This window comes from Kitasatospora sp. NPDC001261 (genome assembly GCF_042896795.1).
Taxonomy (GTDB): domain Bacteria; phylum Actinomycetota; class Actinomycetes; order Streptomycetales; family Streptomycetaceae; genus Kitasatospora.
This window is the reverse complement of record NZ_JBIAXP010000006.1, coordinates 1-20,416: the sequence shown is the minus strand read 5'-3', so window position 1 is coordinate 20,416 and position 20,416 is coordinate 1. Positions and strand designations below refer to the sequence as shown.

The window sequence follows — 20,416 nt, the reverse complement described above, 5'->3', positions numbered from 1 at the left end:
TGACGCCCGACCCGGCGAAGGAGGACGAGATGGCAGCGCCCACGACCGACGAACGGCTGCGCCGCTGGCGGCTGGTGCTCGGCGGTGAGGCCGACGGCACCGGCTGCACCCTGCGCGGCCGCGACGCCGCGATGGACGGCGCCCTCGGCGCGCTCTACCGCGGCGCCCCCGAGGAGGGCGCCCGGGCCGCCCGCGGCGGCCGCCGCAGTGCCGGGCTGGGCGGCTCGGCCCCGCAGGTGGCCCGCTGGCTGGGCGACATCCGCACGTACTTCCCGTCCACCGTCGTGCAGCTGATGCAGCAGGACGCGATCTCCCGGCTCGGCCTGGACCGGCTGCTGCTGGAGCCGGAGATGCTGGAGGCCGTCGAGCCGGACGTGCACCTGGTCGGCACCCTGCTGTCGCTCAAGCACGCGCTGCCCGAGACCACCCGGGAGACCGCCCGGGCGGTGGTCGGCAAGGTGGTCGCCGACCTGGAGCGCCGGCTCGCCGACCGCACCCGGGCCACCCTCGGCGGCGCCCTCGACCGCAGCGCCAAGGTCAACCGGCCCCGCCACCGCGACATCGACTGGGACCGCACGATCCGGGCCAACCTGAAGAACTACCTGCCCGAGCACGGCACCGTCGTCCCCGAGCGGCTGGTCGGCTACGCCCGCGCCCAGCGCGCCGTGAAGAAGGACGTCATCCTCTGCGTCGACCAGTCCGGCTCGATGGCGCCCTCGGTCGTCCACTCGGCGGTCTTCGGCGCGGTGCTCTCCTCGATGCGCACCCTGGACACCCGCCTGGTCGTCTTCGACACCTCGGTGGTCGACCTCACCGAGCAGCTCACCGACCCGGTCGACGTCCTGTTCGCCACCCAGCTCGGCGGCGGCACCGACATCAACCGCGCGCTCGCCTACTGCCAGTCGAGGATCACCCGGCCCTCCGAGACCGTCGTGGTGCTGATCAGCGACCTGTACGAGGGCGGCATCCGGGACGGCATGCTCAAGCGGGTCGCCGCGATGAAGGCGGCCGGCGTCCAGTTCATCGCCCTGCTGGCGCTCTCCGACGAGGGGGCCCCGGCGTACGACCACGCGCACGCCGCCGCCCTGGCCTCGCTCGGCGCCCCGGCCTTCGCCTGCACCCCGGACGCGTTCCCGGAGATCATGGCGGCGGCCATCGAGAAGCGCCCGATCCCGCGGGGCCTGATCAGGGGGGCCGACCAGGGGGCGTGAGGAATTCACCCGGACGCGCTAATCCGCGCGATCGGCGGACCGGCCGTCCACCCCGTCCCGCCGGGCTGTTTGTGACGGTTCTCACCCGGGGCGGACAGGCCCCGGGCGGAACTGCCCGGCCCTGCGGGGATAACCTGCCAGACGGACGTGACGCGCGTGTTGATTGACGTGAGCGCCCGTGGCTGTGTGGGCCGCAAGGCCGTACCTCTGCGTACCCGCACCGCCCCGACGACCCGCAGCGAAGATCCTGCCGTGGCACGCTCGTAGAGACACAATCCGCGACCACGAACAAGGACAAACACGTGGACCTGTTCGAGTACCAGGCGAGGGACCTCTTCGCCAAGCACGGTGTGCCCGTGCTTGACGGCGATGTCATCGAGACCGCCGCAGACGCTGCCGCCATCGCGGAGCGCTTCGGCGGCCGCGCCGTCGTCAAGGCTCAGGTGAAGGTGGGCGGCCGAGGCAAGGCCGGCGGCGTCAAGCTCGCCGCCGACCCGGCGGACGCCGTCGCCAAGGCCGAGCAGATCCTCGGCATGGACATCAAGGGCCACACCGTTCACAAGGTGATGCTGGCCCAGACCGCGGACATCAAGGACGAGTACTACGTCTCGTTCCTGCTGGACCGCACCAACCGCACCTTCCTGGCCATGGCCAGCGTCGAGGGCGGCGTGGAGATCGAGGTCGTCGCCGAGCAGAACCCCGAGGCGCTCGCCAAGATCCCGGTCGACGCCAACGAGGGCTGCACCCCGGAGAAGGCCGCCGAGATCGTCGCCGCGGCGAAGTTCCCGGCCGAGGTCGCCGACCAGGTCGCCGAGGTCCTGCAGAAGCTGTGGACCGTCTTCATCAAGGAGGACGCCCTCCTCGTCGAGGTCAACCCGCTGATCAAGTCCGGTGACGGCAAGATCATCGCGCTCGACGGCAAGGTCTCCCTGGACGAGAACGCCGAGTTCCGCCAGCCCGAGCACGAGGCCCTGGAGGACAAGGCCGCGGCCAACCCGCTGGAGGCCGCCGCCAAGGCCAAGGGCCTGAACTACGTCAAGCTCGACGGCCAGGTCGGCATCATCGGCAACGGCGCGGGCCTCGTCATGAGCACCCTCGACGTGGTCGCCTACGCCGGTGAGAACCACGGCGGCGTCAAGCCCGCCAACTTCCTCGACATCGGTGGCGGCGCGTCCGCCGAGGTGATGGCGAACGGCCTGGAGATCATCCTGGGCGACCCCGACGTCAAGTCGGTCTTCGTCAACGTCTTCGGCGGCATCACCGCGTGCGACGCGGTCGCCAACGGCATCGTGCAGGCCCTGGCGCTCCTGGAGAGCAAGGGCGAGAACGTCTCCAAGCCGCTGGTCGTCCGCCTGGACGGCAACAACGCGGAGCTGGGTCGCAAGATCCTCGACGACGCCAACCACCCGCTGGTGCAGCGCGTGGACACCATGGACGGCGCCGCTGACCGCGCCGCCGAGCTGGCCAACAAGTAAGGAAGGGGACTTAACACCATGGCTATCTTCCTTACCAAGGACAGCAAGGTCATCGTCCAGGGCATGACCGGCGCCGAGGGCATGAAGCACACCCGCCGCATGCTCGCCTCCGGCACCCAGATCGTCGGCGGCGTCAACCCGCGCAAGGCCGGTACCACGGTCGACGTCGACGGCACCGAGATCCCGGTCTTCGGCACCGTCGCCGAGGCCATGGAGAAGACCGGCGCCGACGTCACGGTCCTCTTCGTCCCGCCGGCCTTCACCAAGGCCGCCGCGATCGAGGCCATCGACGCCGAGATCGGCCTGGCCATCGTCATCACCGAGGGCGTCCCGGTGCACGACACCGCCGCCTTCTGGGCGCACGCCGGTGCCAAGGGCAACAAGACCCGCATCATCGGCCCGAACTGCCCGGGTCTGATCAGCCCCGGACAGTCGAACGCCGGCATCATCCCGGCCGACATCACCAGCTCCGGCAAGATCGGCCTGGTCTCGAAGTCCGGCACCCTGACCTACCAGCTCATGTACGAGCTGCGGGACATCGGCTTCACCTCGGCCGTGGGCATCGGTGGCGACCCGGTCATCGGCACCACCCACATCGACGCGCTCAAGGCCTTCCAGGAGGACCCGGAGACCGAGCTCATCGTCATGATCGGTGAGATCGGTGGCGACGCCGAGGAGCGTGCCGCGGCCTTCATCGCCGAGCACGTCACCAAGCCGGTCGTCGGCTACGTCGCCGGCTTCACCGCCCCCGAGGGCAAGACCATGGGCCACGCCGGCGCCATCGTCTCCGGCTCCTCGGGCACCGCCCAGGCGAAGAAGGAGGCCCTCGAGGCCGCCGGTGTCAAGGTCGGCAAGACGCCGTCCGAGACCGCCCGCCTGGCCCGCGAGATCATCGCCGCCCAGGGCTGATCCCGCCCCGCGCGTGACGAGCGCCCCCGCCCTCCCCGGGCGGGGGCGCTCGCCGTTTCCGGCGCGCCCCCGGTCGCTCAGCGCTCCCTCGGCCCCGTGGTGCAGGGCAGCGGTGACCACAGCGGACAGGCCACCGGGCCCTGCGGCGGGGGAGCGGCGCCCCGGGCCGCCGCCGGCAGCTCCCAGCGCGCGGCCGCCTGCGGCCGCGGATCCACCAGGACGGCCTCCAGACCGGGCGCCGGGCTGCACCAGATGCTGGTGATGCCGTTCGGCGCCCCGCCGGGCAGCAGCGGCACACCCGGCCCCGCCGCGTTCGCCGCGTCCGCCGAGTCCGTCGCCTCCGACCCGGGGGCGGGCGGAGCGGCGGGCAGACAGGCCGCGGGCGTCGGTGGGGCGGACGGCCGGAACAGCCCCGCCGGGCGCACCCCCGCCAGGGTCGCCAGCACCGCCCCGCCCACCGCGAGCGTCAGCAGCGCCGCCGCACCCGTCCGGCTCGCCGTCCAGAGCCGGTGCCGGGCCCGCAGCACCGCCACCGGCGCACGGTGCGGCTCCGGGCAGCCGCGCACCGCCGCCCGGTGCAGCAGCCCGCTCAGCCCGTCCGCGAAGCCCGGCTCCGCCGGATCCGGCCCGACCAGCTCCGGCACCCACTGCGCCAGCGCCGCCCGCGCCGCCCACACCCGCCCCTCGGCCGCCGCCTGGGTGGACTCCACCTCCACCGCGACCGCCGCCGCCGGGAACCCCAGGCCGTCGTGCAGCACCAGCGCCCGGCGCTGGGGACGGGACAGCCGCTTCAGCGCCTTCAGCAGCGCCCGGTCCCGGTCGGTCAGCCGGTCGTGGTCCGGCAGCACCGCCTGCGACTCGTCGGCCGGCCGCACCCTGATCCGCCGGTGCGGCAGCCCCCAGGCGTGCGACCGCCGGGGCCCGCCCCGGTGCCACGGGGACAGCGCCAGCTCGCAGGCGCGCACCCGCACCCACCCCTCCGGGTTCCCCGAAGCGGTGACCGCGCCCCAGCTCCGGCGCGCCTCCCCGAACGCCCGCCGGACGCAGTGCACCGCCCGGTGCCGGCAGGCGGTCAGCAGGAACACCTGCTGCACCAGCCGGGTGTGGACGGTCTCGTAGAGCTCCTCGAAGGTGACCGCCGGGGCCTCCGCGTCGAGGTCGTCCTCCGCGCTCGAGGGCGCGGCGGCGGCCAGCGCCGCCCGGCCGGGGCTGACGGGGCCGCGCCCGGCGGGGGCGGCGTGCTCCTTCGGTGCCTGACCGGGGTCGGCGGACGCGCGCTCCACGGGGTCGGGTGCCGGCTGCCCCCCGTCGGCATCCTGCGTGGCCGGGGCCCGGTACGGTGCGCCGCCGCGGCCGTCCGCGTCCGTGGCGGCCGTCGGCGCGTGGCCGGGGTCCGCGGACGGGGAGTTCTCCGTCCGGCCCTGTCCGGTGTCGGGGGCGTCAGCGTGCCGACCGGGATCGGCAGGGGGCGCCGACCCGTCTCCGCCGCCGGGTGGGCCGGGGTCGGCAGCGGCCGTCGGCTCGTGGTCCGTGGCGGCGCCTCCGGTCGGGAGCGCGGGCGTGCACGCCCCCTGCGCGCGCCCGGGGGTGGCGCCCCTTGTGGAGGCCTGGCGCGGATCCTCGGCCGGAGCCCCGGGGCTCGCGCCGCCCTCCACGCCCCGCGTCGGCCGGGCCGTCCGCGCGCGCTCGTCGGCGGCGGCCCGCGGGGTGTCGCCGGAGGGTGCCGGGGCGGGCTTCCCGCTCCGGGTGCGGCGCCGCTTCCCGGTCGCGTCCCCGCCTGCCCCCGTCCCCGCCCCCGCTCCGGGGCCGGCAGCGGCCGGGTCCAGGCCGGCGGGGTTCGCCGGGCGCCCGGTCGGGCCGGGGTCCGGGGGGTGCGGCAGCGCGCCCGCCAGCAGGGCGAAGGCCTCCGCCTCGGTGCGGGTGCCGAGCTTGCGCAGGGCGCGCTGGAGGTAGCTGCGGGCGGTGTTCGGGGTGACCCCGAGGGCGGCGGCGGTGCGGGGGAGGTCGTGGCCGGCCGCGAGGTGGGCCAGGGTCTGGGCCTCGCGGGGGGTCAGTTTCCGCAGCAGGCGGCCCGCGTCGGTCCCGGCCTGGTCGGGCTTGCGGTGGCGCTCCGGGGTGGGGGAGTCGGCGGTGGGTGGCGTGGTCATCAGACGCTCCGGGCCGGGGCGCCGGCGGCTTGGGGGCAGGGTCTGAAAATGCGCATAAGCCAATAATCTGGGACACGGCGGCGGTTTGGCGCTTCACGGAGCATGGCGAGTCGCCTTGGCACCATGTGGCCCATGACGCAGCTGATGGGTCGTCCGATCCTGGAACCGCCCGGCGTGTTGGGCGGACGCCCCGCGCTGGCCGACCTGTTGGCGGGAGTGCGGACGGCGCTGGTCGGCCTGGCGGCGGTCGGGCTGCCGGTGCTCGGGCTCTGGGTCGCGACGCCGTACGCGGACGACGGCGCGGCCGCTGTCACCCGGTTGGCGGGGGTGCTCTGGCTGCTCGGGCACGGGGCGCCGCTGCTGCGCGGGCCGACGGACGCCCCGCTGACCGTCACTCCGCTGCTGCTCGGCGTCCTGGCCGTGGTCCGGCTCCACCGGGCGGCCGCCGGGGTGGCGGCGCGGCGCGGGCCGCGCCCGCGCTGGGGCGGCCCGGCGGCGGTGTGGGCGGGGTACTGCGCGGTGGCCGTGGGGGTGGCGCTGCACTGCGCGGGCGACGGGCTGTTCCGCAGCCGGGTGCTGCTGGACGTCCTGGTGGTGGCGTCGGTCGCGGGCCTGGCGACGGCCGCCGGGGCCCGCTCGGTGACCGTCCTCGACGTGCCGGCCGACTCCCCGCTGGACCTCCTCCCGCCCCCGTACCGCCCGGTCGACGGCGCGCCGGTGGTCCGGGCCGCGGCGCTGGCGGCCGGGGCCGGGCTGGTCGCGGCGGGCGGCCTGCTGGTGGTGTGCTCGGCGGTGCTGGACGCGGTGGCCGGTGGCGGGCGCGGGATGGCGCTGCTGGGGAGCGGGCCCGTCGCGGTGGTGGGGCTGCTGCTGCTCGCGCTGGTGCTGCTGCCGAACGCGGTGCTGTGGGGCGCGGCGTACGCGCTGGGTCCGGGCTTCGCGGTGGGCGCCGGGACGGTGGTGTCGCCGGTCGGTACGGCGCTGGGCCCGGTGCCGGAGTTCCCGCTGTTCGCCCTGCTGCCGGCGGACGGGCCGGGCGGCTGGCGGCTCGCGGTGTCGGTGCTGCCGCTGCTGGCCGGGGTGGTGCCGGCGGTGCTGCTGGGCCGGGCGGCGGCGGGCCGGCGGCTGCCGGGCGCCGGGTCGGGGGAGCGGCCCGAGCCGTGGCCGCCGGCCGCGACGGCGGTGGCCGCGCTGGCGGCGGCGCTGTCGGTCGGGGCCGGGGCGGCGGTGCTGGGCTGGCTCTCCGGCGGGGCGCTGGCGGGGGAGCGGCTGGCCTGGGTGGGGCCGGTGCCGTGGACGGGCCCGGCGGCGGCGGGCTGGATCGCGCTGGTCGCCGTCCCGGGCGCGCTGCTGGTCCGGTACCGCACGCTGGGCCCGGCGGACGGCGGGGGCGTGTACGCCCGGCTCGTGCGGCAGGCCCGCCGGGGCGCACTGGAACTGCGCGCCGGTACGTACGCCCTGGTGCTGCGGCTCTCCGGACCGGGCGTCGGGACCGCCGACGAACCGGGCCCCGAGGACCGGGACCCGGCCGGCCCTAAGGATCAGACCGCCCGCACGGATCAGGCCGTCCGCACGGATCGGGCCGCCCGCGCGGACCGGACCGAATGAGCCGCCCGGGAGACCCGACCGGTCCCGGAGGCCCGGCTACTCGGCGTTCCCGGTGAAGTCCACGTACCACTGCGGCGCGTACCGGTCGCAGTTCTGGGCGCCGACGGAGGTCAGCGAGTCCTGGACGCAGGTGACGTACTCGCGGTAGTGGTACCCGAGGCCGATCACCGAGGTGGCGACCACGATGGTCATCGCGCCGGTCAGGATCCCGGCGAGCGCGGCCGGGGTGAGCGGGTTCGACGCGGGGGCGACGGGGTACGGGCCGCCCGGCCCGGCGAGCGCGCCGGCGGCCGGGGCGGGCCGCCGGGCCCGCAGCGCGCCGACGCCCCAGACGATGCCGAGCGCCCCGGCCAGCAGGGCGATCCAGTGGAACCCCGTGAACAGGCAGACCAGCGCGAACGGTCCGGCCAGCGCGGCGTTGCGGGCCTTGCGGTGGGCCGGGTCCGCGGGGTCGAGCCGGGGCGGCTGCGGGACCGGCGGCCGCTGGCCGGGGCGGCCGTCGCCGCCGGGGCCCCACGGCGGCGGAAGCTGCGGGCGCCCGCCGTCCTCGCCGCCGGGGCCTGCCGGCCCGCCGGAGCCGTCCTGGCCCCCGCCGGCCCAGGGGCTGCGCGGCTGCCACGGCTGGTCCGGGGTATCCGCCGGCGGCGGCGCGAAGGGGTTGCGCTCGCCGGTGTCGTCGCCGCTGCTCATGGGTTCAGCCATTCCTTCTCGGTCGGGGCTCGTTCGGAGGTTCTCGGGTCGGAGCGGTCTTCCGCGCCCCAATGATCCCGCAGGCCGATCCGGCGGCCGTCCGGCGGGATGGTCCCGCGGCCGTCCGTCGGGCCGCCCGCTGCCCGTCGGTGGGCCGGTGCGGGCCGGGGCAACTCCGGTGCGGCGGGCCGGAGGAGATCCCCGTCTCAACTACGCGCGTAGCGCCGCCGGGAGGGTGCGGAGGCCGTCCGACCAGCCGTTATCGTGGTGACGGTCAGCAGCCCACAGAGGTTCCCCCGGGCCCGCGTCGCGGCGGGTTTCCCCGGAGTTCCCCCTCGCTCGACCTGCCGTTCGTAGTGGCCCCACCGCCGGTGGACGTACCAGCGGACGGCGCCCGACCTACGGAGAAACGCGCAGTGGCCGCCGCCCCCGCCCAGCACTTCCCGCCCCGTACGCCCGGACCGGCCCGCCTGGTCGTGCTGGTCTCCGGCTCCGGCACCAACCTGCAGGCGCTGATCGAGGCCGCCGCCGATCCGGCGTACGGCGCCGAGATCCTCGCCGTCGGTGCGGACCGGGACGGGATCGCCGGTCTGGAGCGGGCGGAGAAGGCGGGCCTGCCGACCTTCGTCCACCGGGTGAAGGACCACCCGGACCGGGCCGCCTGGGACCGCGCGCTGACCGCCTCCGTCGCCGAGTACCGGCCGGACCTGGTGGTCACGGCCGGGTTCATGAAGATCCTCGGCCCCGAGTTCATCGCCGCCTTCACCGGGCGGATCGTCAACACCCACCCCGCACTGCTGCCCGCCTTCCCCGGCGCCCACGGCGTCACCGACGCGCTCGCGTACGGGGTGAAGGTCACCGGCTGCACCGTCCACCTGGTCGACTCCGGCGTGGACACCGGGCCGATCATCGCGCAGGGCGTCGTCGAGGTCGTCGACGCCGACCACGCCGATGGCGGCGAAGCGCTGCACGAGCGCATCAAGACTGTCGAGCGCAAGCTGCTCGTCGACATCGTGGGCCGGCTGGCCCGCGAGGGTCACCGCATCGAGGACCGAAAGGTATGGATTCCGGCATGAGTGCCAGCTCCACCACGCCCGTTTCGGAGAACGTTCGTCCGATCCGTCGCGCGCTGATCAGCGTGTACGACAAGACCGGTCTGGAGGAGCTGGCCCAGGGCCTGCACGCCGCCGGGGTCGCCATCGTCTCCACCGGCTCCACCGCCGGCCGGATCGCCGCCGCCGGCGTCCCGGTGACCGAGGTCTCCGAGCTGACCGGCTTCCCGGAGTGCCTGGACGGGCGCGTGAAGACGCTGCACCCCCGCGTGCACGCCGGCGTGCTGGCCGACCTGCGGCTGGAGTCGCACCGCGCCCAGCTGGCCGAGCTCGGCGTCGAGCCCTTCGACCTGGTCGTGGTGAACCTCTACCCGTTCAAGGCCACCGTCGCCTCCGGCGCCACCCCGGACGAGTGCGTCGAGCAGATCGACATCGGCGGCCCGAGCATGGTGCGCGCCGCCGCCAAGAACCACCCCTCGGTGGCCGTGGTGGTCGACCCGGCCCGCTACGGCGACGTGCTGAAGGCCGCCCAGGAGGGCGGCTTCGACCTGGCCACCCGCAAGCGCCTGGCCGGCGCCGCGTTCGCCCACACCGCCGCCTACGACGTGGCCGTCGCCTCCTGGTTCGAGGCCGGCTACGCGCCCAGCGACGAGCGCTTCCCCGAGTTCCTCGGCGCCACCTGGGAGCGCCAGAACGTGCTGCGCTACGGCGAGAACCCGCACCAGGGCGCCGCGCTGTACAGCGACGGCACCGGCGGCCTGGCCGGCGCGCAGCAGCTGCACGGCAAGGAGATGTCGTACAACAACTACGTCGACACCGACGCCGCCCGCCGCGCCGCCTACGACCACGCCGAGCCGGCCGTCGCGATCATCAAGCACGCCAACCCGTGCGGCATCGCGACCGGCGCCGACGTCGCCGAGGCGCACCGCAAGGCCCACGAGTGCGACCCGGTCTCCGCGTACGGCGGCGTGATCGCCGTCAACCGCCCGGTCACCGTGGCGCTGGCCGAGCAGATCGCCCCGATCTTCACCGAGGTCGTCGTGGCCCCCGGCTACGAGGAGGGCGCCCTGGAGGTGCTCACCCGCAAGAAGAACCTGCGGGTGCTGCTCGCCCCCGAGGCCCCGGCCAACCGCCAGGAGGTGCGCCCGGTCTCCGGCGGCGTGCTGCTCCAGGACGCCGACCGGGTGCACGCCGAGGGCGACGACCCGGCGAACTGGACCCTCGCCACCGGCGAGGCGCTGACCGCGGCCGAGCTGGCCGAGCTGGCCTTCGCCTGGCGGGCCTGCCGGGCCGTCAAGTCCAACGCGATCCTGCTGGCCAAGGACGGCGCCTCGGTCGGCGTCGGCATGGGCCAGGTCAACCGGGTGGACTCCTGCAAGCTCGCGGTCGAGCGGGCCGGCGAGCGCGCCAAGGGCGCCTACGCGGCCTCGGACGCCTTCTTCCCGTTCGCGGACGGTCCGGCGATCCTGATCGCGGCCGGCGTCAAGGCGATCGTCCAGCCCGGTGGCTCGATCCGTGACGAGGAGGTCGTCGCGGCGGCCGCCGAGGCCGGCGTGACCATGTACTTCACCGGCGCGCGGCACTTCTTCCACTGATCCCGCCGCCGGCGTGACGGCGTGACGGAACGACAGAGCGGCCCGGCCCCCTCCGAGGAGGGAGCCGGGCCGCTCCGGCGTGGTCCTGCGGGCCGGTCAGTACCGCGGCCGGTTGAACCAGTTGACGCCGTCCTGGACGCACATGGCGGTGATCCAGATGATGCTGATCGCCAGCCAGAGCAGGGCCATGACCAGGCCGACCGCGGTGCCGCCGGTGATGGCGCCCAGCAGGATCAGCAGGCCGATCAGGGCGCCGAGCGAGCCGTACACGATGGTGGTGACCCGGACGGCGTTGCCGCCCTTGCCGAACTTCGCGCCGAGCGTGATGGAGAGCGCGGCGAACAGGCCGAACAGCACGGCGACGACGATCAGGACGCCGGCGGCGGCGTCGCCCAGCGCGGTGAACGGGTTGTCCTCGCTCGCGGCCCGGGTGGCGTTGGTGGCGTCCTTGGCGACCGCCCCGATGACCATGTAGAGGATCGCGAGCAGCGTCTGCACGCCGCCGACTATGAACAGCAGCACGCGGGCGGTGGTCACCAGGCCCGGCATGGACGGCGGGGCCATCGGCGCGTAGCCGTAGGCCGGGGCGGCCTGCGGGTAGCCGTAGCCCGGGGCGGCCTGGGGCGGCGGGGCCTGCTGCGGGTAGCCGTAGCCCGGGGCGGCCTGCGGCTGGCCGTACGGGTTGTTCGGGTCGGGCGGGTAACTCATGGATGCCTCCGGGCAGTTACGGGGACGCGGGGACGGGACGCTGACGGCCCGGTGCCGGCCGGTGACGAGGGTCACCGGCCGAAGGGGACGTTAGCCGAGCGGGGTGACAGCCCGGCGGCGGTGACGGGCGCCGCGGCTCGGCAGCGTGGTGAGCGTCAGGGGCGCGAGGCAGCCGACGGGTGCGGTGCGGGCGGGACGGTGCCCCCGCGGTCGGACTGCTGGCTCTGCTCTGGTCGGCTCACTGGCTCTTTCCCCCGGGTACGCCCCACCGCGGGTCCGTCGGCCCGTCACCGGGCCGGTTCGCGGCGGGAATGCGCTTATCGTCATCCGGACGACGGCGCCCTGTCCAGCCGGTTCCGCGTGCCGCGCCGAGACTGTGGCGCAACCGCAATGTGCGGTGGACCTTCGTACCCGTCCGTTCACCCGCCGGTTCCCCCGGCTGTTCCCCCGCCCGGCCGCGCGCCCGTTCCCCGGCCCGGCCACCCCCGGAACCGCGGCCCGAGCGGTCGGACGCCCTCGGTACGGAGACCCCCGGCGATCCGGGAGAATGGGGTCATGACTGCCCAGATTCTCGATGGCAAGGCCACCGCCGCCGCGATCAAGTCCGAACTCGCCGCCCGCGTGGCGGCCCTCAAGGCGAAGGGCGTCACGCCCGGCCTCGGCACCGTCCTGGTCGGCGACGACCCGGGCAGCCGCTGGTACGTGAACGGGAAGCACAAGGACTGCGCCGAGGTCGGCATCGCCTCGATCCAGCGCGAGCTGCCCGCCACCGCCACCCAGGAGGACGTGGAGAACGTCGTCCGCGAGCTCAACGCCGACCCGACCTGCACCGGCTACATCGTCCAGCTGCCGCTGCCCAAGGGCCTGGACCAGAACCCGGTCCTGGAGCTGATGGACCCGGACAAGGACGCCGACGGCCTGCACCCGACCTCGCTCGGCCGGCTCGCCCTGGGCATCGACGGCCCGCTGCCGTGCACCCCGCTCGGCATCGTCGAGCTGCTGCGCCGCCACGACGTCGAGATCAACGGCGCCGAGGTGGTCGTGGTCGGCCGCGGCATCACCGTCGGCCGTTCGATCGGCCTGCTGCTGACCCGTCGCAGCGAGAACGCCACCGTCACCCTGTGCCACACCGGCACCCGGGACCTCGGCGCCCACCTGCGCAAGGCCGACATCATCGTGGCCGCCGCCGGCGTGCCGCACCTGGTCAAGCCGGAGGACGTCAAGCCGGGCGCGGCGGTGCTGGACGTGGGCGTCAGCCGCAGCGAGGGCAAGATCGTCGGCGACGTGCACCCGGGGGTGGCCGAGGTGGCCGGCTGGATCTCCCCGAACCCCGGCGGCGTGGGCCCGATGACCCGCGCGATGCTGCTCAACAACATCGTCGAGGCGGCCGAGCGCCGCGCCGGCATCTGACACCCCAGGGACGGCGAGCATGACTGAACCGCGATCGGCCCGGTCCCGCCGCAGGCCGGTCAAGACCACCGGCACCCTGCCGCCCGAGGGCTCGGCCGCGGCCCTCGGACGCGATCACGCCCTGCCGGTCCGGCAGTGGCCGATCACGCTCGTCCTGCTGGTCGTCGGCGCCGGCCTCGCGGTCACCTGGTTCGCCGACTTCAAGGACGGCTTCAAGTACGGGCTGCTGATCCTCGGCGGCGGCGTGCTGCTCGGCGCGGTGCTGCGGCTGGTGCTGCCCGAGGTCGGGATGCTGGCGGTGCGCAGCCGCTTCACCGACGTGATCGTGCTGAGCTTCCTGGGCCTCTCGATCGTGCTGCTGACCCTGGTGGCGCAGCCGAACCCGTGGGTGCAGATCCCGTTGCTCGACAACATCGGCCAGCTGATGGGCCGGCCCCGGCACTGACCCGCGGCCCGTGACGGCCCCCGCCCGACGCCATGGAAATCCAGGGCCCGGGCGGGGGCCGCCTTTCTTCTGTGACGCATCAGCCACGCCGGGACACCAGGCGTACGCTTCCCTTTGCGATAACCTGACGCCGGTCTCTCGACGTCGAGAGAGATCATCCTGGCTCCAGTGCCGGTGTGCCTGGGGCGCCTGGCGATTTGCTGGAGAAGGTAGAAATGACCCGCACCCCCGTCAACGTCACCATCACCGGCGCGGCCGGCCAGATCGGCTACGCGCTGCTCTTCCGCATCGCCTCGGGCCACCTGCTCGGCGCCGACGTGCCGGTGAACCTGCGCCTCCTGGAGATCCCGCAGGGCCTCAAGGCCGCCGAGGGCACCGCCATGGAGCTCGTCGACTGCGCCTTCCCGCTGCTGCGCGACATCACCATCACGGACAACCCGAACGAGGCCTTCGACGGCGCCAACGTCGCGCTGCTGGTCGGCGCCCGTCCGCGCACCGCGGGCATGGAGCGCGGCGACCTGCTGCAGGCCAACGGCGGCATCTTCGGCCCGCAGGGCAAGGCCATCAACGACCACGCCGCGGACGACATCAAGGTCCTGGTCGTCGGCAACCCGGCCAACACCAACGCCCTGATCGCCCAGCGCAACGCCCCGGACGTCCCGGCCGAGCGCTTCACCGCGATGACCCGCCTGGACCACAACCGCGCCGTCGGCCAGCTGTCCGCCAAGACCGGCGCCCTGGTCTCGGACATCAAGCGCGTCACCATCTGGGGCAACCACTCCGCGACCCAGTACCCGGACGTCTTCCAGGCCGAGATCGCCGGCAAGCCGGCCTTCGAGGCCGTCGGCAGCGACCTGGCCTGGCTGGAGAACGACTTCATCCCGACCGTCGCCAAGCGCGGCGCCGCCATCATCGAGGCCCGTGGCGCCTCCTCGGCCGCCTCGGCCGCCAACGCCGCCATCGACCACGTGCACACCTGGGTCAACGGCACCGCCGAGGGCGACTGGACCTCCATGGGTGTCGTCTCCGACGGCTCCTACGGCGTTCCGGAGGGCCTGATCTCCTCCTTCCCGGTCACCACCAAGGACGGCAGGTTCGAGATCGTCCAGGGCCTGGAGATCTCCGACTTCTCGCGCGCCCGCATCGACGCCTCGGTCAAGGAGCTGACCGAGGAGCGCGACGCGGTCCAGGAGCTGGGCCTCATCTGAGCCCGCCCCGCACGGCTCCACCGGCGGCCCGCCGCTTCCTTCCCGGAAGCGGCGGGCCGCCGCCGTGTCCGGACCGGGTTCCGCCGTCGTGCGGGCCCGGGTTCCGCGGCGGCGTCCGGACCGGTGCTCCGCCGTCGTGTCCGGCCCCGGCCGGTACCGGCCGTCCTACACTGGCCCGCTGTGAACGAAACACTCGGGGACGCCGCGCTCGTCCTCGTCTTCATCCTGCTGGGCGGGTTGTTCAACGTCGCCGAGATCTCGCTGATCTCGCTGCGCGAGGGCCAGATCCGGACGCTGGAGGCGCACGGCACCCGCCGCGCCGCCCGGGCCGCGCACCTGGCCGCCGACCCCAACCGCTTCCTGGCCGCCGTCCAGGTCGGGGTGACCTGCATGGGCTTCCTGTCCGCCGCCTTCGGCGCGGACACCCTGGCCGGCAAGGTCGCCCCGCTGTTCGTCCGGGCCGGGCTGTCCGAGGGCGTGGCCGCCGCGGTGGCCCTGGTCGGCCTCACCCTGGTGATCAGCTACGCCTCGCTGGTGCTGGGCGAGCTGACCCCCAAGCGGATCGGCCTGCAGCGCGCCGAGTCGATCGCGGTCGTCGCCGCCCCGGTGGTGGACGTGATGTCGGTGGTGCTGCGGCCGGTGATCTGGCTGCTCGGCCACTCCACCAACCTGATGGTCCGGCTGCTCGGCGGCGACCCGACCGCGGGCCGCGGCTCGATGAGCTCCGAGGAGCTGCGCGGCCTGGTCGCCGCCAACACCGAACTCGGAAGCGACGAACGGGCGTTGATCGCCGACGTGTTCTCCGCCGGGGAGCGCCAGCTGCGCGAGGTGATGGTCCCGCGCACCGAGGTGACCTTCCTGGACGCCGAGCGCCCGCTGGCCGCCGTCCGGCACCAGGCCGACACCTCGCCGCACTCGCGCTACCCGGTGGTCGAGGGCAGCGCCGACGCGGTGGTCGGCTTCGTCCACGTCCGCGACCTGTACGGCGCGCGCGGCGAGCAGGCCGTCAAGGTCCGTGACCTGGCCCGCCCGGTGAAGCTGCTGCCCGGCACCAAGCGGGTGCTGGAGGCGATGGGCGAGATGCGCCGGGAGGGCCACCACCTGGCCATCGTGGTGGACGAGTACGGCGGCACCGCCGGGATCGTCACCCTGGAGGACCTGGTCGAGGAGGTGATCGGCGAGATCCGGGACGAGTACGACAGCCCGGCGGCCGCCCCCACCCGGCGGCTGGCCGGCGGCGGCATGGAGCTGGACGGTCTGCTCAACCTCGGCGACTTCGCCGAGGAGACCGGCGTCACCCTGCCCGAGGGCCCGTACGAGACGGTGGCCGGCTGCCTGGTCGCCGCGCTCGGCCGGCTGCCCCGGGACGGCGACCAGGTGCGGGTGCCCGTCGAGGGGGGCGGCGGGGTACTGCTGACGGTGGCCAAGGTCGAGGGCCGGCGGATCGCCCGGGTGGGGGTGAGTGCGGTCACACTGGCCGAGCCCGCGGGGGCGGAGGTTTCCTGAGCGGTCGGTGGAACTGGAAGAATGGCCCGCATGGTCAACGCAGCGGTCACTGGTCCGGTCAAGGACCGTCCCCGGGTGCTCTCCGGCATCCAGCCCACTTCCGGCTCGTTCCACCTCGGCAACTACCTGGGCGCGGTGCGCCAGTGGGTCGACCTGCAGAAGGACAACGACGCCTTCTACATGGTCGTCGACCTGCACGCGATCACGGTGCCCCAGGACCCGGCGACGCTGCGCGAGAACACCCGGGTCTCCGCCGCCCAGCTGCTCGGCGCGGGCCTGGACCCGGACCACTGCACGCTGTTCGTCCAGTCGCACGTGCCCGAGCACGCGCAGCTCGCCTGGGTGATGAACTGCCTCACCGGCTTCGGCGAGGCCTCGCGGATGACCCAGTTCAAGGACAAGTCCTCCCGGTACGGCGCCGAGGGCACCACGGTCGGCCTGTTCACCTACCCGATCCTCCAGATCGCGGACATCCTGCTCTACCAGGCCGACGCCGTCCCGGTCGGCGAGGACCAGCGCCAGCACGTGGAGATCACCCGCGACATCGCCGAGCGCTTCAACACCCGCTACGGCCGGACCCTCACGGTGCCGAAGCCGTACATCCTCAAGGAGACGGCGAAGATCCAGGACCTCCAGGACCCGGCCGTCAAGATGAGCAAGTCGGCCTCCTCGCCCAAGGGCCTGGTGAGCCTGCTGGACGACCCGAAGGCCAGCGCCAAGAAGTTCAAGAGCGCCGTCACCGACACCGGCACCGTCGTGTCCTACGACGAGGAGGGGAAGCCGGGCGTCTCCAACCTGCTGCGCGTCCACTCCGCGCTCAGCGGCCAGTCGGTCGAGCAGCTGGTCGCGCACTTCGAGGGCAAGATGTACGGCGCCCTGAAGACCGAGCTGGCCGAGCTGTTCACCGAGTGGGTCACCCCCTTCCAGGAGCGCACCCGGCTGTTCCTGGACGACCCGGCCGAGCTGGACCGGGTGCTGGCGATCGGCGCCGAGAAGGCCCGCGAGGTGGCGTCGGTGACGCTGGAGACGGTGTACGACCGGATCGGCTTCCTCCCGGCCGCCAAGCGGTGAATCCCCTCACACGCCTGCCCGGTGGTGACGGCCTCCCCGAGGTCGTCACCATCGGCGTGTCCGTGAGCGTCCCGGACCCGTACGGCACGGCGATCCAGGACGCCCGGGCCGGGCACGGCGACCCGCTGGCCCGGTCGATACCCACGCACGTCACCCTGCTGCCGCCGACCGAGGTGCCCGCGGGGGAGCTGCCGAAGATCGAGGAGCACCTGGCGACGGTGGCGGCCGCGCACCGGCCGTTCCGGATGCTGCTGCGCGGCAGCGGGACCTTCCGCCCGGTCTCCCCGGTGGTGTACGTCCGGGTCGAGGAGGGCGCGCAGGAGTGCCGGCTGCTGGAGGCGGACATCCGCTCCGGCCCGCTGGCCCGCGAGCTGGCGTTCCCGTACCACCCGCACGTGACGGTCGCCCACGGTCTGCCGGAGGACGTGCTGGACCAGGCGTACGAGCAGGCGCGCGGCTTCCGGGCGGACTTCCCGGTGCCGGGCTTCGGCCTCTCCCGCTTCGACGCGGACGAGGTCTGGCGGCCCTGGCGGAGCTACCCGTTCGGGTGAACCGGGGTGTGCTCCGGGGCGTCTCCGAGGGCGTGTCCGAGGGTGTGTCCTAGCCCTCCCCGGCCGCCGAGTTCGAGCATCCGGTCGACCACCCGGCGGGCCGCGCCGCCGTCGTCCAGCGCGCAGTGCTCGGCCCGGAAGCGCCGGTAGCGCTCGGCGTAGCCGGGCGGCGGCCCGCCGTCGCCGTCGGCCAGTTCGCGCAGCGCGCCGAGGAGTTCGGCCGACGTGGGCACCAGCGGGCCGGGGGCGTTCGACTCGAAGTCGAAGGAGAAGCCGCGCAGGGTGTCGCGGTAGTGCTCCAGGTCGTAGGTGAAGAAGTACATCGGGCGGCCGGTGATGGCGAAGTCGAACATGATCGACGAGTAGTCGGTCACCAGCACGTCCGCAACCAGCAGCAGTTCCTGCGGGTCGGGGTAGTCCCCGCAGTCGTACAGGAAGCCGTCACCGGCGCCCGGCAGCGGCTCGCGGACGTGCGCGTGCGGACGGACCAGCAGCACGTGGTCCGCGCCGAGCAGGCGCCGCGCGTGGCCGAGGTCCAGCCGCAGGTCGAGCCGGAACCCGTCGCCGTCGCCGCGCTGCTGGTCCTCGCGCCAGGTCGGCGCGTACAGCACGATCCGCCGGCCCTCGGGGACGCCGAGCCGGCGGCGGACGGCCGCGGCGGCCCGCGGGTCCGGGCGGGCGAGCACGTCGTTGCGCGGGTAGCCGGACTCCAGCAGCTCGCCGCCGTAGCGGAAGGCGCGCCGGAGGATCGGGGTGGCGAACGGGCTGGGGGAGAGCAGCAGGCTCCACTGCGGGGTCTCCCGGTCGAGCGCCCGCAGGTAGCCGCGGTCGGCCAGCCAGGGGCTCTCGACGTCGTGGGCGATCCGCTTCAGCAGGGAGCCGTGCCAGGTCTGCACGACGACCTGGCCGGGGCGGCGCTCCAGGAAGTCCGGGAAGTGGGTGTTGCCGACCAGGTACCGGCAGGTGGCCAGCGCGCGGTACCACTCCGGGCTCCAGCTCCGCACCGGGACGACTCCGGGCGGCAGCGCGGCCTGGGCGTCGTCGACCACCCACAGGTGCTCCAACCGGCCGTCCCGGCGGGCGAGTTCGGCGTGCACCGCGCGCGGGGAGTCGGCGTAGCCGCGGCCGCCGAACACGTCGTACAGCACCGCCTCGCGCAGCGGCGCGCGGCGGGCGGCCGGGTAGCGCTCGGTGCGCAGCCGGTGCTGGGTCCAGGCGCTGCGCTCGGTGGCGGTGAGCACCGGGGTGGAGTCGACCACCAGGGTGTCGTGCCACCGGCGTTGCAGCAGGATCCGCTTGCCGCCGGCGGTGGTGGCGGCGGGGAGGGCGGTCAGCGCGGCGGGGGCGGCGAGCAGCGGCCGGCCGTCCCCGGGGCGGCCGACCGGCTCCAGCGCGGCCTCCCAGACGCCCTTGCGCAGCGGCAGCGGGACGCCGTCCGAGCCGGTCCGGGTGGCGGGCACCCGGGCCCGGAAGCGGCCGTCCGGGCCGGTGCCGACCGGGGTGCGGACCTCGCTCGCGGAGCCGGGGTGGCGCAGCACCAGCTCCAGTGCCGAGGCCGGGCCCGGGCAGTGGCCGGACAGCTCGAAGCCGCCGTCCCGTACGGCGATCCGGTCGACCAGGCCGGCCGCGGGCTGGACGCAGAGCTGGAGCCGGCCGTCGGCGAGGTGCTTGAGGTAGAGCACCCGGTCCGGGGCGCCGGGCAGCGGGTGCTGGCCGGCCACCGGGCCGCCGCGCTCGTCGAGGCAGGGCTGCACGGCGGCGCCGTCGGGGTACAGCAGTTCGGCGTCCCAGTGCTCCAGCCGGCCGCCGCCCCGCCCGTCGGCGGTGAACGGCCGGTACGGCACCCGGACGGTGAAGGTGTTGCCGGTGCGGGCGAGCGGCCGCTCGACCACCGCGTCGCTCTCCCGGTGGCGCAGCCGCAGCACGGTGCCGGAGGGGCAGGTGTCGGCGACCCCGTCCAGGTCCAGGCCGTCGGGGGCGGGGGCGGCCCGGGTGACCAGGACGGCCGGGCGCTCCAGCCGCAGGTGCAGCCGGCCGTCGGCGAAGAACGGCTGGAGCCGGACGTCGTGGTCCACCCAGTGGGCCGGCGGGTACTCGCCGGACCCGCACCAGTACGGGGCGAGGGCGCCGTACCGGCGGCGCACCCGGGCGGGGCGGGGGCGGGTGAAGAGCGTGGCCTCGATCCGCCAGTCGCCGAGCAGCCAGTGGCCCCCGCGGCGCAGCCGGCCGGGGGCTATCAGGGCGGTGAAGCCGGACCAGTCGTGGTTGTGCTCGGACTGGGCGCTGTCGTCGGTGACCTCGGGCATCCGGCGGGGGCGGGAGCGCAGGTGCAGCGGCGGCTGGGAGCGGTTCTGGTGGCGCAGGGTCAGCCAGGTCCAGGCGGAGCCGGGCCGGCCGGTGTCCTGGCCGTCCGGGCGGGCGAAGCCGGTGAGCTCCAGGCCGCGGCCGTGCCAGCGGGCGCGCAGCAGGCCGAAGGCGACGTCCTCGTCGGCGGCGGGGTGGTCGGCGGCCACCCGGGGGGCGGCGTGCGGCAGGACCAGCCGGGTGAGCACAGGCATGGCGGTGGGAGCCCTTCGGGAGGGAGATCCACATCCCATCCAGAAATGGCGCCGGGGTCAATTGCACGCTTTTTCGAATGCGCCGGGGAATTGCGTTTCCGGGAACGCCCATTCGACATTCGAAATCGGTTTTCCGGTCGTTTCCGGATCCGGCTCCGGAAACGACCGGGCGCCCGGCCCCCCTCGGGGGCCGGGGCCCCCCCGCTCGTTCGCGGGGGGGAAACCCTTGGGGGGCGCGCGGCGCCCCCCCCGGGGGCGGCCCAGGCGGCGGC

The 20,416-nt window shown here is 74.8% G+C and carries 16 protein-coding genes; 12 read left to right on the top strand and 4 right to left on the bottom strand.

The genetic code is table 11. The annotated features are described in order from the left end of the window. Positions 1–29: 29 nt before the first annotated feature. From ACFY4B_RS09640 to sucD, 3 genes are all read left to right on the top strand, one after another. Positions 30–1,211, top strand: coding sequence for a VWA domain-containing protein (locus tag ACFY4B_RS09640; protein ID WP_049659290.1), 1,182 nt, complete (start codon positions 30–32; stop codon positions 1,209–1,211). A gap of 302 nt (positions 1,212–1,513) precedes the next feature. After that, positions 1,514–2,686, top strand: a complete 1,173-nt coding sequence (sucC, locus tag ACFY4B_RS09635; RefSeq protein WP_049659288.1) for an ADP-forming succinate--CoA ligase subunit beta — start codon at positions 1,514–1,516, stop codon at positions 2,684–2,686. A gap of 18 nt (positions 2,687–2,704) precedes the next feature. After that, the gene (gene sucD, locus ACFY4B_RS09630) at positions 2,705–3,595 is read left to right on the top strand and encodes a succinate--CoA ligase subunit alpha (protein WP_074003930.1); all 891 of its coding nucleotides are present in this window, start codon (positions 2,705–2,707) and stop codon (positions 3,593–3,595) included. A 77-nt stretch (positions 3,596–3,672) separates the two neighbouring features. Here the strand turns inward: sucD and ACFY4B_RS09625 are convergent, their stop codons facing one another. Continuing rightward, the gene (locus tag ACFY4B_RS09625; RefSeq protein WP_387967088.1) at positions 3,673–5,742 is read right to left on the bottom strand and encodes a sigma factor-like helix-turn-helix DNA-binding protein; all 2,070 of its coding nucleotides are present in this window, start codon (positions 5,740–5,742) and stop codon (positions 3,673–3,675) included. Positions 5,743–5,874: 132 nt separating this feature from the next. Here ACFY4B_RS09625 and ACFY4B_RS09620 point away from each other — a divergent pair, with 132 nt between their 5' ends. Further along, on the top strand, positions 5,875–7,350 hold the full coding sequence (locus ACFY4B_RS09620) for a DUF6350 family protein (RefSeq protein WP_387967086.1): 1,476 nt from the start codon (positions 5,875–5,877) through the stop codon (positions 7,348–7,350). A 36-nt stretch (positions 7,351–7,386) separates the two neighbouring features. On the opposite strand, the gene ACFY4B_RS09615 is transcribed toward ACFY4B_RS09620, so the two are convergent. Next, positions 7,387–8,040, bottom strand: a complete 654-nt coding sequence (locus tag ACFY4B_RS09615; protein ID WP_387967084.1) for a hypothetical protein — start codon at positions 8,038–8,040, stop codon at positions 7,387–7,389. A gap of 416 nt (positions 8,041–8,456) precedes the next feature. Between ACFY4B_RS09615 and purN the strand changes: the two genes are divergently transcribed. Both purN and purH read left to right on the top strand, forming a co-directional pair. Next, positions 8,457–9,116 carry a phosphoribosylglycinamide formyltransferase gene (purN, locus tag ACFY4B_RS09610; protein ID WP_387829541.1) on the top strand — a complete coding sequence of 220 codons (660 nt, stop codon included), beginning with the start codon at positions 8,457–8,459 and terminating at the stop codon, positions 9,114–9,116. Beyond that, entirely contained in the window at positions 9,113–10,687 is a 1,575-nt protein-coding gene (gene purH, locus ACFY4B_RS09605; RefSeq protein ID WP_380744980.1) for a bifunctional phosphoribosylaminoimidazolecarboxamide formyltransferase/IMP cyclohydrolase, read from the top strand. Before purN ends, purH begins: the two co-directional genes overlap by 4 nt. A gap of 96 nt (positions 10,688–10,783) precedes the next feature. Here purH and ACFY4B_RS09600 read toward each other — a convergent pair whose 3' ends face one another. Further along, entirely contained in the window at positions 10,784–11,395 is a 612-nt protein-coding gene (locus ACFY4B_RS09600; RefSeq protein ID WP_049654791.1) for a hypothetical protein, read from the bottom strand. A 555-nt stretch (positions 11,396–11,950) separates the two neighbouring features. Here ACFY4B_RS09600 and ACFY4B_RS09595 point away from each other — a divergent pair. The 6 genes from ACFY4B_RS09595 (at position 11,951) to ACFY4B_RS09570 (ending at position 17,586) form a co-directional block, all read left to right on the top strand. Continuing rightward, the gene (locus tag ACFY4B_RS09595) at positions 11,951–12,805 is read left to right on the top strand and encodes a bifunctional methylenetetrahydrofolate dehydrogenase/methenyltetrahydrofolate cyclohydrolase (protein WP_049654792.1); all 855 of its coding nucleotides are present in this window, start codon (positions 11,951–11,953) and stop codon (positions 12,803–12,805) included. Between the two features lie 19 nt (positions 12,806–12,824). Next, positions 12,825–13,250 (top strand): DUF3017 domain-containing protein, encoded by a 426-nt coding sequence (locus ACFY4B_RS09590; protein ID WP_049654793.1) that lies wholly within the window; start codon positions 12,825–12,827, stop codon positions 13,248–13,250. 215 nt (positions 13,251–13,465) lie between these two features. Beyond that, positions 13,466–14,458 (top strand): malate dehydrogenase, encoded by a 993-nt coding sequence (locus ACFY4B_RS09585; RefSeq protein WP_074003925.1) that lies wholly within the window; start codon positions 13,466–13,468, stop codon positions 14,456–14,458. A gap of 180 nt (positions 14,459–14,638) precedes the next feature. Further along, complete coding sequence (locus ACFY4B_RS09580; RefSeq protein ID WP_049654801.1) at positions 14,639–15,964, top strand: hemolysin family protein; 1,326 nt, start codon at positions 14,639–14,641, stop codon at positions 15,962–15,964. A gap of 30 nt (positions 15,965–15,994) precedes the next feature. Then, positions 15,995–17,035 carry a tryptophan--tRNA ligase gene (gene trpS, locus ACFY4B_RS09575; protein WP_049654802.1) on the top strand — a complete coding sequence of 347 codons (1,041 nt, stop codon included), beginning with the start codon at positions 15,995–15,997 and terminating at the stop codon, positions 17,033–17,035. Positions 17,036–17,097: 62 nt separating this feature from the next. Beyond that, entirely contained in the window at positions 17,098–17,586 is a 489-nt protein-coding gene (locus ACFY4B_RS09570; RefSeq protein ID WP_387967081.1) for a 2'-5' RNA ligase family protein, read from the top strand. On the opposite strand, the gene ACFY4B_RS09565 is transcribed toward ACFY4B_RS09570, so the two are convergent. Further along, positions 17,571–20,144 (bottom strand): CDP-glycerol glycerophosphotransferase family protein, encoded by a 2,574-nt coding sequence (locus ACFY4B_RS09565; RefSeq protein WP_387967079.1) that lies wholly within the window; start codon positions 20,142–20,144, stop codon positions 17,571–17,573. The two genes, ACFY4B_RS09570 and ACFY4B_RS09565, sit on opposite strands and share 16 nt — an antisense overlap. Positions 20,145–20,416 lie beyond the last annotated feature (272 nt).